Source organism: Marinicrinis sediminis (assembly GCF_042685085.1).
Classification (GTDB): domain Bacteria; phylum Bacillota; class Bacilli; order Paenibacillales; family KCTC-33676; genus Marinicrinis; species Marinicrinis sediminis.
On sequence record NZ_JBHUMM010000007.1, the window covers coordinates 225,596 to 239,752 of the forward strand.

The window sequence follows — 14,157 nt, forward strand, 5'->3', positions numbered from 1 at the left end:
CTAGCCTATAATTTAGTTATGGTTAGATATTAATCCAGTCACATTATTTAAATTCTCGATTGATAAAAAAGGTACTTGCCCAAATATTAACCCACTTTCCCCTTGAAGCCTTGCAGCCAAATGTCCCTTTCCGAGTAGCTTCTCCGCACCTTTTTCCCCAAGGGAAATCTCAGAGGTTCCTACGCTCTCAACCCGCAGGATTAGTCGATTACCTAAGTTATCCCTCAATTGGACCGGTAAAACATTTGCATCTGGCCGTTGAGCTGCAAAGATCAAATGAATTCCTGCCGCACGTGCCTTTACCCCGAGCCGCTGTACGATGGAAGAAACAGCACTCTTGTATTCATCGACAAGCATCCATTCAGCGAATTCATCGTGTATTAAAAATATTAGGGGAAGCTTCTCAGCATCAGCCACCTTAGAATTATAATCCTTTAAGTTGTTTACTTTGAACTCTTTAAACTTAAGGTACCTATCGTTCATTTCACCGACAAGATCCTCTAGTATCTGGGTTGCTTTATTCTGGTCATCGATAATACCTTCAACAAGATGTGGTATATCCTCAAGATGCATATAATCGACACCATATTTAGGGTCAATTAAGTAAATATGCGCCAGATTCTTGCTATTCGTTACGCAGATATCAAGTATTAGATTTTGTAGTAAGACGGATTTTCCACTTCCGGTAGCACCCGCAATAAGTGTATGTGGAGCATGCTGAGCCCCGCCTTCGAACTCGCCACCTAAATTTAGATAGAGCAGTTCCCCATCGATTTCTTTGACACCGATAACAAAGCTCATGTTTAACCCAGATGCATTGTTTTGGACCTTCCTTACCTTCCATACATCTGCTAATGATATGCTCTGCCTATGCGGGCGTGCTAAGGAAACAATTATTTCTCCAGGCCGAGCCATGATGTTTATGACATCAAGAGCATGTGTCGTAAGAAGGATGGATCTCCTCTTATCGATATCATCAACTTTTAACTGGTCCGATCCCTTAAGCCTTATGACAACAGCATTAGGCGTCAATCGATGGCCAATTACTTTCGCCTGCAAGTTATAGCTAATCAAAGCCATTCTGAGTTTATTTACTATTTCACTAACCCACGATTGATCTTCACTGGTTTCTTCAGTACTTTGAGCATTCTGTAATATCCACGTTGCTAACTGAGCATTCGCCCAAGGAATTTCACCGCTCATTTTGACGATGGCTTCCATTCCCTCTGGGTCTACCGATTCTGTTGCTTTCCCCTTGTTCAAGGGATCAGCTCCCTCATTCTCTCCTTGAGTTTCATCTCTCACAAAGTTCAACTCAATTTGATCGTCATCGGAATTATTAGGGGTATTACTTTGTCCCGTAGCAAGTCCATTATTGCTCGCAGCAACAAAATTAATTCTTGGAGCGGGTAATGTAGCATCGCTTAATTCCCATGGCTTACTATCATCAAGCTTCTCTCTGATTTCGATGATGGATTTTCCCTGATGATAGGCTAAGACTAATTCTCTCACAAGATCCCTAGTAAAAACTTCCTGATGAGAATTCTTAGCATTTGTAATAGGATTTCTTTCACTGTCTAAAGATGTATCGGGAAACGTTGATATAAATACATGGGAATATCCCTTAATTTCAATTGGAATTTCCCCTGCCCGAATCCCCTCTCGCAACTCTTCAACAGTGAACGGAGAATTCGGGGCTAATTCAATACCATCATTTAACATATCACTAAATCTAGATAGCCATAGGTCACGGTCAAGTCTACCAGGATCGCCAAAAAGTGCATTATGCATTCTCGAGACGGTATCGCGCAGCTGCTTTGAAGAATTCTTTCTCGCCTCGGACACACCTTTGGCATCAACATACTTAGCTTCAGAAACAAATACTTGTAGACGCGGCTTGTTTTCAACCATTTTGGGTGCAAGCGCTAATATATCTGCGATCTGCTCTTCCTTTTGTCCAAGCCAACTTGCGTAATCATCAAGGAAAAACCACCCTACAGCCTGTTCTGTTTCCATCTCGGATTGAAGGATCATCTTACTTAGTACAACACCTATCAATTCACCAGCAAACACACCGCGTTTCGCAGCACGAAGAACGATGTCGCCTGATATTGCATTGGCATCCTCAATATACCGCTCCGTTAGCTGCACTAATTCCGATTCAGATAATCCCAGACCTAAAGCATTCAACCTTCTTTTGACGAGGACATGTAACAAATTTAATTGAGATTTAGACGAAACAACAACGTTTGAGCCATGGGACTTATTGTGTTGGTACTTTATCACCTTTACCCCAAGGTTCCTAAGTTGTCTACGTTCTAACAATTCATCATAGTTGACTACCCACTCGCCGAGCTTGTGTGCCTCATCAAAAATGGCCTTCACTTTGTCATTCTGGAACGAAATTTGTCTTGCTGGTAAATAAAAAGCACCTGGGTTAACGTCTTTCCCCTTAACAACTGAATAAACGGACGTTAAGTAAGCCCAACCCACAGAAGGTTGACTTGGGCATGTCAAGTACACAGTAGATTTAAGTTCGTCCTTCGCCGTCGATCTTCTTTTAGCCCACCGCGGAGGATAATGGTTAAGCAATTCTGGCATCTGCCTCACTTGAACCTCATCCCATTCAAGATTGGCTTGCCTCGAGATGACATCTTGTAAAAATACAATATCAGCTAGTTTTCCCTCTTTGGGGTCAGTTACAGTAGCCTCATGCGCCATCACTCCTACTCGAAGGCGTGCCATAAAATCACGGGTGACCTCACTCGCAACAAAGGAGTCGGCGTCGCTATCTGCACTCTCTATCATCTTCATATATAATTCATTCAACTTATTCGTATCACGATGCCTTAGAATCACCTGACAGCGAATTTCATCTTCAATTTCATGCATTGCTGCTAGCGAGTTTACAATTGTCTCCGGAAGTCTAGTGGAATCACAGTTGTACAAAACAAGGCTTAAGTTCGTTTTTTCATGAGGTTGAAGATCCAAATAACGTTCTACCAGACTGAGAAGTTTACTACTTGCTTCTTTCGGGTCTTCATTCGTCTGCACTTCTTCTTCAGTACGTACCGGACTTTCCATTAAGGTGTAATCATTCTTAGCATCTGTAATTGAAAGAAGCACCGGTTCAAGCCCCTTATACCCTATAGCAACTTCTGGATAGTATGGGCTTACTATTTCTTCTTTGAGATCCGTAAAGAACAAACGCTGATCGCCAAAATCAATTTGGTCCGATGTTAATAGATAGTTTATTAAACCAATGACTTGTCTCGCCTTAACTACCTTTGCCGCCATTCGCATGGGGTGCCAAGGAGTCACAATAGTCATGGGTTTATTCTTTTCTCCATCTACCCTGACATTCCCGATATCCATAACAGGCTGGGCAATCTGGACTCTATTCATATCGCCCAAGGCATGCTCTTGGAGAACTCGTAAAAACTTATCGTACAGCTCGCTTTGTTCAATCATTGAATCTGAACTGATTCCATCTATTAGCCAATCATTGATAGATTGTTTATATTTAGTTGAAAAATTAGCCCATGCTTCTTTTAGAGTTTCATAGTCGTTCTGAGTTAGTCTTGCATCCTCAAGCAACTTCTTCAGATTATTTAAGACTGTTTTCTGTAAATCAGTGGTTTTTGCATAGACACCGACTAGAGACCCTCTATCTTGTCCGAATACTGCTTGGATTGTACCGACATCGCTCAATGATAATCCCTGTAGCTTACCTTTCTTACTAACAGGATTTTGTGAAACACTGGAGTAAGAGAAAGGGTTATCAGCAAGTCTCCTTAAATCATCATGAAGTTCTAGTCCAATCTCATTAGGATTACCTTGCCATACCAGTTTCACTTCATTTTTTTGCTTTGACCCCTGTAAATCAAGGTAACTAAGCTCGATATAGAATGCGATTTGAATGGCCGCTTTGGCCGTTGATGTATTCTTTTTGAAGCCTTTCTTCTGTCTAGATTCTAATACTAACTGATCGTATTTAAACAAATGGTAAGTTTCCCAGTTTACTTGCCAATTGGTTAACTTCTCAAGCCCCCTGTAAGCATTACAGAAAGCTAGCCCCACATCTTCATTTATATCCAACCAAGCTTTTTTACTAGTGGTCTTCTGAGTGCGAATCCTAAGAGTCTTCTTTCCAATGAAACTATCACATTGGGCAAATAGACGCTCTGTTGCCTCTAATAAACCAACCAAAAAGTCTGTGCATTCAATTGCCTTACCATAAACAAAACGATCCCACTCTGCTTTAAGAGCCTTCTCTGTCTCTAGATTGTGACGGTGCTTGTCGTAAAATTCTTTATCTTCTTCCGTGGCTTCCTTTGCTTTCTTCTTTTTAAAGAGTTCATTTAAATTATCAAGATAGATAATTTCCTCATCCATTAGAGTATCTGGAAACTCGTCATCAAATAACTGCCTAGTTTTTTCTGCTAGGTTTATTTTCATTGGCTTCAATTCAAAAAATAGAAGGTTGACTTTATCTGTTTCCCATTCTAGTTCTGAAAGATTATCCGAAGCCGTGGACCAACTCACATTGGATTCAATGAACAATTCCATGATTGGCTGAACAGAAGGATCAATTTGACTTTTCACTTTATCGTAAGAATCCCGAATTTCATTGTTTTCAATGATTTGACGATTCGGATGCTGCTTATATAGATAACAAGCACGTTTATTATATGCATCTGTAAAAAACTTCTTCCATTTGCTTGCATGGCCCAAAGCATTCTCTGGGATTCCATCAAAAAAATAAGAATCACGTGGAATGCGAAGTGCTGGTAGCGCCCAGCCAAGTGCTCTAACAACCGGAATACCATTCTCTGCAATTGTTTCACGCACTTTAACAGTAAATTCACTGAACTCTTCAAGGCTGCATTCATTTGCCTCTTGCAAACCTTTTAACGCTTGCTGCCAATGTCTTTTTTGATCATCACTTAGAGGAAGATCACTACTAGCCACTTGAACCCATATATCAGGTTGACTTTTCAGATCCGCTGCACCAACCCTTGCGATATCTCTTAACGATTGTCCTTGATCATCATTCGTGTTCGCCAGTAAGATAGCGGGCTTATCACAAGAAGCATTCCTCCAATATGTTGTCTTTTCATCAGTAACCATATCAGAAGATAGCCCGCCTCCCTCAACTAATTTCCGAGGAACCTTAATGACCATTGTGGAAACTAACGTCGTATCTTGGCTTATCGTTTTACATATATAAGTGACCTGATCCCCAGTAAGACGATCCAATAAAAAACGGGCAATCCCCTCCTCAGACTGGCTATTCTGTAATTGCCGACGAAGATATTCAGTTGCTACCCTTCCTATTAACTCTAGTTGATTCATGATAAAGTTTCCTCCTGAATCCCAAAGGGATTTTCTACATATGCACATGCATCAGATAATCTACGTAGTAACCCCATACTTGCCAATCTTTGCTCAAGGCGCCTTGCATTATCTGAGAATGCTTCTAAATCTGCTCTTCCTGCCTCCGTCAATTCTAGAGCCTGTTTATCTCCTATAATAAAGCCGTATTTCTCATATAGTTTGTCTAAGAAGTCTTGGAATTCCATTCTTTCCGGAACAACGCACAATACTAAAGATTTCAAAAGCATGTCTTGAGGAGCATAGCGAAGTCTACGAGCGCCTCTTCTTGACGAAAGGCCAATTTCCTTTCCCCAAACACCGTGAAACTTATCTACGTGCTGCTTATGTCTATTCATTGCTGCATTAACAAACTTATTAATTAAATCATCCGGTGAATTTGCTGATTCTGCTTCACTCTCTTTGTTATCTCTTGGCCAAGCATATTCATGTTGTAGTAATGCTATTGCCTCATGTATGTCCGTAACTTGTTTCCATGCCTCAGTGTTAACAACCTGTCTAATATATGCCTCTACTGCTCTCCGAGACATATTGTTGTGCTCAATAAAAGATCCAGAAGAAAGATCCCTGATAATTGTCTTCTTTGGAGAAACAATTTCTAATATAAAGGTTAATTTATTCGTATCACCTAAAATGAACTTTGCTCGATTTAAACTGTACATGAGCAAATGAAGTCCGGTCATGTTCACTAGATGCGGGATGACATCGTAATTCGGAATATTACTTTTTAACAATCGCAACCAATCATCTGCAAGCAGTTTGTAGTCATTCAACTTTTGGTAAGGCAAATAAACACCTGTTCGAATAGGGGATGAGCTTAGAGCGTCTTTCGGTTCTAGTGCTGCAACTAAACGATTAAACTTATTCAATGGATTTAAAACACTCTTCTGAAGACTTGAGATTATCTGACTTCCTTTGCCGCTTCTAGTCAACATTAAATATAACAATTCACCTGTTCTACCAAAAAACCTTCGGTCATTAGTAAAGCCATTATCTTTCACTTTAAGGTCTTCATACAAACAGTCCGGACCGTATGGAAAAATAAATTGTGAACTCCAACGTTTATTATTCTCCCCCTCTATTGTCGTTTCTCGAAGAAACTGAACTACTGACGCAAAATCAACAAAATTCGCAAATCGCCCCTCTAAATAGTTGAAGTCTGCATTGATGATACCCGCTTGTCCCTTGCCCATAACTTCGTACCACTGCAGCCAAGCTTCTTTATCATCGTATCTATACTTACTTGATATAAGTGTTAATTGTGGGTTGTTAAATAAGATGTTTCTTAGATAAAGTCTTGACTTGGGTGAATAGGCCAGTTTATTAGGTTCCGTTTCACTAAATGCCCTGCCTTCTTCAAATTCAGACTGAAGAACATTTAAAAATTCCATAAAACAAAGCCATGGTGTTTGCTCATCATACAACCTGTGCCCCCAAATAGCCTCATCAACCCACATGTCTGCGTCAATCTTTGTCGGACGCGGAAGTCTTTCATTATTCATCGTAGTTAACCTCCACGATTCTGTCGTCAATTAGACCATCTTGATTAAGACGAATGATTCTAAAGGATAAATCACCTTCATCATCCGGATCTTCTTCATCTATTCTACGGCGTTTCTCTAGTTGTTTAAGGAGTTTGCTTTTAAAACCCAAGATATCTTCGTAACATTCCCTAGAAAAACTCCCCGGTAACGCACCCTCGGCTACCCGCGAAAGAAATTCATAGCGAACTAATTGTAGTGGCAATTCAACTGTAGTTACTGAAGTTGACAGTTTCACTTCAATTACAAGCTTGTCGTTTGCATTCATTCGTATTTGCATGCTTTCACCACGCTTTTTCGGTACAGAAATACTCTCCTCAAAAATTCTACTAACTTTAGCCTGAGAGTGACTTCCAGACGTAGCCAAGATTAATTCAGCGTTGTTCTTTGCTAGAAGTCCCGTAAAAATGCGGTTTAATCCTTGGGCAATACGCGAAGTAATTTGAGTGGCTACTTTACCATCTTTAGCAATTCTGTAAACGTTAGATAAAAATTCTCCAGCATATTGGAATGTTGTAAGATGCCAAAATTTAAGCTCATCCTCTTTTTCCCTAGGGATTACGAAAAACAGCCTTTGTCTTTGGGATCGAAGAGATTCTAAAAAGTTTTCACCACTATCCATTAAACCCTCTAAGTATTCTTTTTGATTTGCACGAAAATTCTGATCAGCACCGTAGTATGTATCACTTAGCACAAGCTCTTCGTACAAAGGACGAAGCTCAGGGTCATCCTCACCAAAAATTAGAACGTTATCGATCGTATTGCTTGTCTCGTAACCTATTCCAAATTTACCAAGTGCAGCGAATACATCAGTAGACTCACGTCGCCTTTCCGTGAGGTTCTCACCCAAAACATTTCGGTAAATACTTGCGAAGAATGTTTTATTCTCCTCAGCTAATTTGGTAGCATCAGAACAGGACATAAGTCGATCTTTAGCTTCTGGATGGCCAAGTAGCATATTTGATACTAATAGAAGTAATTGCCTTATTGGAAGGTGAAGACCATTTAATTCACACAACTCCAAAAGATCAGTGACTCTTGATCGAATCAGTTGTCCATCTTTATTCCCTTCAAGACGATTTCGGTTCTCCCATATAGGACATATCTTGCCCGTTTGATCATTTTCTCTCAGAGAGCATTGATTACAATCATTCCACCCTGGATGCTGCAATACAACATCCACAATCTGAGGAAATAGTCTAGCTGCACTTATTTGACTTAAATTATATAATCTAAGATTGAATCCGCTCTTTTCTTTAATCTCAGTAACCAACAAATCTTCAATGCACTGTTTAACTAAAACAGTCTGTGAGTCAGTACCAATGTTCTTCCATGCCTCAATCAGCTGCCCGTCGTTTGCTGCAATTAAAAATACATTGTTATCATTTGGAGTAAGGACCGAGTTAACGAACTTACTTAAAATGGCCCTCTCCTCATCCCTCAGCTCACTTAAATCTTTAATAACATATAGTTTCTTAGAATTGGGCAAATCCAATTCCTTTACCTTATCATCACTCTGCCATACCTGTAGCGAACCGTTTAATGCTAACCAAACTTCTCTACAGTTATATGTCTTACCGTCCCCAGCCGTTCCCGTCAGTATTACAGATTTAGGACTAGGAGATTTAAAATTTTCAAGTAGTTCCTCTAAATAAACCGAATCGACAATTATGGGTTGGATATTTTTCCGCTTTATGATTCTATGAATTGCTTCATCATACATGTTATCGTTACGAGGAATTGGTCCATACTGTCGTAGAAAACTAATCCATTGCGATTGAACTGTAGTCATTATGTACTACCACCTTTTCAGGAAATGGTCCCTCTGATTCATTCGACATCTTCCAACTATTTTCCTGTTTATTATCAATTTCAACATTTTATTGTTAATCAACATTAAGGAAACTATCACTATTATTCGACAAATTAAGAATTAAGTGTGTGTATTTACTCATTACTAATTCATTATAAGCTACAGTATAAATTCTTGGGTCCGGAATACTGCACTCTACAATATGGTAATGGATCCCGCGGCACGAAGTTCTTATTTTTATGTATACAGGAACTATTTCAATGTTCTTTGGGACACTACTTGCAATCCCTAATACAGGATACAGCAGCTTATGCTTAGCCAATGACTTATGACTAGTATCGCTTTTTGCTTCTAGAACAAATAACGTCTCCTTATTATTCCGTTTTTCTATAAACATAGCATCTATTTCGACTTGACCTCTGTTGTGAATAAACACATCACTTATCGAACTATGTGGCCTAAATTCAAAGGTGTATGTCGAGTTACAACTTGCTGGTGGGAATATCGGTTTTATATGATCTATACCAAGAGCATAACTTATTAAACCGGACGAGAATCCTAAATTAACATAAGACTTCTCAGTTAAAGATGGCAAAATAGAAAAGATCTTTAATTGCTCAACATTAACTGCAGGGACATACTCCGTTCCTACGGAATTAAAAATCATATCATCTATTAAGAAGAAATCATCGAGTTTATCCTGGACCTTTACTAATGCAAATTGAGTTCCCGAACCACCTTTCGTTTGCCCTAATCTCATTACCATTGCAGAATTACTTTTGATAGATTGATGTAATCGTTCATACGAATCAATAGATATTGCGGCGGCCGCACCCATCTTGGGATATCCGTTACTTTTTAAGTAATCTATGAATGAAATTGGTCCAAAGGTAGCAACTGGCTTGTCCTTTATTGTGCTAAGGGCTGCTTCAAACACCTCACTGATTCCTTCCTGCTTGTCATTTTTCCTCATGATTCCCCCTACTTTCTTACAAATATCTTAACAAAAACGCAAAATCGCCGGAATATCTCCGGCGAAAATGAAAGTTATTTTATGAAAATGAACACACACAAGGAATATCTGCATCTGCTTTGAATAAAAACTTTTCAAAACCCTCCGCTTCCATCACTTGGCGAAACTGTTTCATCGTATAGGACCCACCGTTCTTTTTCAGAATCGAAACATCCTTTTGAAGGCTAGTCCTGAATCTCTCTTCCATCTCTTCTTGTTCACGATAACGTTCTGGCCATATTGCATATAGTAGAGCATAATGCTGGTAACCTCCACGCACACACCTTCCCGCACAGTTTGCGTGGGAAAATCCTTTAATCCCATTCCTTAAAGCAATCTGGGCATTTTCATTTCCTTCATCCGCTAGCTGTTCAGCAATATTATACATTCGAGGCAATTCAATACCCCATTCATCACGTATGATTCCCTTGGCGTCCAGATCCTCCCTGAACAAATCGATCAGTGGAAACCGAGTCTCAATTGTTTCTAATGGAAAATGAGCATAAAAGTCCTTTAAGTTGTCAGCCCGATGCTTCTCATGAGGACCAATCCCAAAATACAAAATAGGCTCTAGGTTTCTCTCATTTCTTAATTCTTCTTCCAAAAAGATAATGGTTTGTCTCACTTTCAGCTCTTCCGAGCACTTGGCCAAACGTGCATTTCCCAGAAATCGCTCATCGTAAAACACTTCTTCAGGAGTTCTTCCATCAAGTCTTTCTGTAATTTCCAAACCAATATGATTTGAAACCTCCTCCATAAACCGGTAATTATCTTCATCTTCCCATAAAGTGTTTGTAAAAAACAAAATGCAGTTATCTTTCCCATACGTTTGCACCATATGGTAAGCAACATAAGCACTTCCAGCTCCACCGCTAAACATTGCTACATGTACAACCTTTTTATCTTGGGTGCTCATCTAATCACTCCGCTTTTATTACGTAATTTTCAAATAACTGATAGATAAGGTACTCGAGTTCTTGCCGAGGTACATTCTTACCTGCCGCATTGATCATTCTTTCTAAATTTGAATAGACCGTCGCCGACTTAACAGACAGATCGACCTTATTAATCAATTTCCTGCTATTGTTCAGTTGAACTGAAACCATATTCAAGTTGTTTTGTTCAATTTCCTGTTCAGTAAGCCTTAGCTCCTCTAGATCGTGATTTAGTTGCGAAAAGAATAAATCATAAGTGGTATCAGACCAATCCTCCACTCTGACCCCTACGTATTCTTTAGCAAATTGCTCTATCCATAAATCTCCTTTCTCACTAGATAGCGAATTTTTAATTCTTTCCGACAGCTTATTAACCGAATAAGACCCGTTGGCCCGCTGTTCTTCAACCCAATTGTTTAAGTTTTTGTAATTGCTGAGTTCCATAACCTGTAACAATTTCTCTGCTAGTTCGTTCTTTAGCAATACAGTGAAATTCTCTGCGTATTGCTTAATACCTATCAACTTATCTATATTATTTTGGTAGAGTCTTATTAGCTGTGCGACCGATTGTTGAGGATCTACCTCTGACCTTTTTATGAGATCCCTAAACTCGCCAAATTCCTTATCTACGTTAATAGAAGTTTGCGCAATCCTAGGAAGCGACCGCAGCCACTTCAATAAAGTGCCGCAAATAAATATTAGTCTAGATTGGTTGTTCAAACGCGTTTCAAGTGAATCAACAAAGCACTTCTCAATACTATTAAAAAATTCAACATAGCTATCACTAATGTGCTCATAAGCGTACTGATAGTAATCCGCTCCAGTCTCCACTATGATTTCGAAAAGCGTAGATCCATCTATGCCTGGAACAAACATACCATTGCGGTACAGCATAAACTCGTTCCAACGATCCCTAAGCAATGCAACAAATAGTATAGGGATCAACGGCTTCCTAATTCCAAACGGCGGAGCCGAGCACAGCTCTACTAAATCTTTGAAATTACCCTTCGGGTTACTCTCTAAAACCTCGATTAATCTTGCTCTAAGAGCAGCAAATGACTCGTTTAATATGTTTGAGTAGTCTAAATTATTGACATTCACATCAAGCCTGCCATTGTTTTTGAAGATAGTAGCAAACAATGCATAATCAGGACCATTTCCTTCAATGCCAAACTGCTGTGTGCTTGGCTCCTCAATCATTTTATCAATAAGCTTAATCGCCGCATTTCTTTGCACTCTCGAAACCGTATTCCTATTGAAGGAGTCATTCAAGATCACAGGTGTGCACTTAAACAGTTCATAGCATTTATCAGATAATTTTTCTGATACCTCAAGTTCGGAGTGCATCGTCATTTTATTGCCATCAATATACCAGGTCTTCTGATCTTCATATGAGATTATTTCGGATAGATACTGAGAGATTCTGTATCTAGTCTCATTGAATAAGACCTCTAGTTCTTCCTTAATTCCCTTATCTTCCGCAAGTAGAGCCTTGTTTCTTCTTAGTGAGTCCAAACCTAAATAATTATAAACATCTGGTATAATTTCCAGTAGAGGTTTGGAGTGTAAGAAAAATAGCTTTCTATCATATTCCTTACTCAAACTTCGTAAAATGAGATCAAGTGAATCGTATGACTCTAAATTTTCTGCTAAAACATAATAGACTGTTAGATCAGACTGTTTATTCTCCTGAATCATTTTCCGATCCATTATTTCTTTTCCATACACAATTCTCACTTCAGAGAATCTTGTCATTCCCTTGTCATCATTGTACCGTTCAGGAAAATAAAATTTCTTAACGAGATTATTGTGTAGAACTTCTATTTCCTTAGCTTGATCTGCTTTTATTACATGCTTTTCATGTTCTAGGCGTTCATGCATATCGACTGAACTGCCTGCAAATAACTCCCAGTAATCATTCACTCTATTAAACCTAATTACTTTATGTTTGCTGAGTACAGGTAAAATATCTGAGAGTTCATCTTCTGTAATTTGTGTTGCAAACCGTAAGAAATCTGAATTAAGCTTCTGTTCGTTTTGTACCGAGCACAAGTTCCAAAGAGTTATGAACTTCACTAGGTTCGTTGCCGACTGGTTATTTAGAAGTTCCTCAGGAAAACGGGCCATTGCTTTTTTATATAAAAGGATATGTTCGGATACATCATCATTCCCAAAATCATTCGAGTAGGAAAAGAAAAAATCAAACAGCTGGTAGCCTAAATAATATTCGTTACATTTGCTTATATGATTTAACAACCCACCCGTTTCTTGACTTTCTAGAAAAGTAAATAACGTTCTCTCATTTTGTCCAAACACTCGGGTTAGATGTGGCAGAAGGAAAATCGAAACCGGATGAAGCGGGTACATACCTCGAACTACCAACTCATCTCGTTCCGTCTGATTGATACTCGGAAAGAGCGGGTACTTTCTCAGCATTTTACGTGTTGTAGAGAAAGCTACCTCACTAATAATTGGCTTCTGGTCAATATTCTCTGTAAGAATTAACTCCGAGATTCTGAGAAAGGTCGCTTGATCACTTTTCACCAAGTATTGATTAAACCTCTTCTCAATACGTTGAAATTCCCTAGCTATCTCTTCATTCGAAGCATTAAAATAGGAACGCAAACTTCTATGGGTAATTAACAATAAGTGTATTGAACTCATTCTGTTTGCAAGTTCCGCAAGATCTTGCATATCTTGCATAGCCTCATTAAATTCATTCGCATTCAGGCCCTGCAAAAACCTAGCAAATTCATCATACACGATAAATATCCCCAAGTTGTTATCTTGTAGGATTGCTGCCAGATATTCCATCTGTGATAAAAAACTATAGTCATAATCAATATCAAACGATGCACCAGCGGTCATAAGGGGGTAGATTTCCGAAAAATACTTTATCTCGGTTTCATTCTGCTTTTTAATTTCTTCAACCCACCGCTTCAGCTCTTTTCCATCTTTATCTAATTGGACACAAAACTTGTCATACGTATCTTGGAAATCTTTCTCCCATAATTTTATGGAACTAATTATTTTTGCTGCCAATCCGGGTAATACAACATCAATGCCATTTTCTTTAAGTATCTTTACAACACTAGCTATAATTGAGTGTCTAAACCTGCCTGCGTTACCACTTAACAAAATTGGCAGGTAAGGTATCGGTAGTTCACTTGCATTTTTTATCATTCCTGGAATGTAATCATCGACTTGTTCAAACTTTTCAGCTAACGTATGAACTTCAGAAAGAGTACTCATTTTTGATACAATACTCCCAATTATATTGGCCAAAAACGATTTCCCAGTACCATATGGACCTATAATAATATGAGATCGGTTAGACCCTACAGCAAATCCATCCATTATTCCTTTCATAGCTTCAGCGTGAGAAGGCGTAGGAATATAGCTTTTAAACAACTCTGCATTTCCAATATCTAATTTGATGTTAACACTTGATTTGAATGCCAT

At 38.9% G+C, this 14,157-nt stretch carries 6 protein-coding genes; all 6 read right to left on the reverse strand.

All coding sequences use genetic code 11. The features are described 5' to 3' along the window. Positions 1-12 precede the first annotated feature (12 nt). Entirely contained in the window at positions 13-5,355 is a 5,343-nt protein-coding gene (locus ACFSUC_RS05005; RefSeq protein WP_379928387.1) for an FtsK/SpoIIIE domain-containing protein, read from the reverse strand. Then, positions 5,352-6,896, reverse strand: a complete 1,545-nt coding sequence (locus ACFSUC_RS05010) for a hypothetical protein (RefSeq protein WP_379928388.1) — start codon at positions 6,894-6,896, stop codon at positions 5,352-5,354. The genes ACFSUC_RS05005 and ACFSUC_RS05010 overlap by 4 nt, the downstream gene beginning before the upstream one ends. Next, positions 6,889-8,727, reverse strand: coding sequence for a hypothetical protein (locus ACFSUC_RS05015; protein WP_379928389.1), 1,839 nt, complete (start codon positions 8,725-8,727; stop codon positions 6,889-6,891). Before ACFSUC_RS05015 ends, ACFSUC_RS05010 begins: the two co-directional genes overlap by 8 nt. A gap of 94 nt (positions 8,728-8,821) precedes the next feature. After that, positions 8,822-9,721 (reverse strand): DUF6997 domain-containing protein, encoded by a 900-nt coding sequence (locus tag ACFSUC_RS05020; protein WP_379928390.1) that lies wholly within the window; start codon positions 9,719-9,721, stop codon positions 8,822-8,824. Positions 9,722-9,800: 79 nt separating this feature from the next. Then, a complete protein-coding gene (locus ACFSUC_RS05025) occupies positions 9,801-10,676 on the reverse strand; it encodes a hypothetical protein (RefSeq protein WP_379928391.1) in 876 nt (291 codons plus the stop codon). Positions 10,677-10,680: 4 nt separating this feature from the next. Next, positions 10,681-14,157 carry a hypothetical protein gene (locus tag ACFSUC_RS05030; RefSeq protein ID WP_379928392.1) on the reverse strand — a complete coding sequence of 1,159 codons (3,477 nt, stop codon included), beginning with the start codon at positions 14,155-14,157 and terminating at the stop codon, positions 10,681-10,683.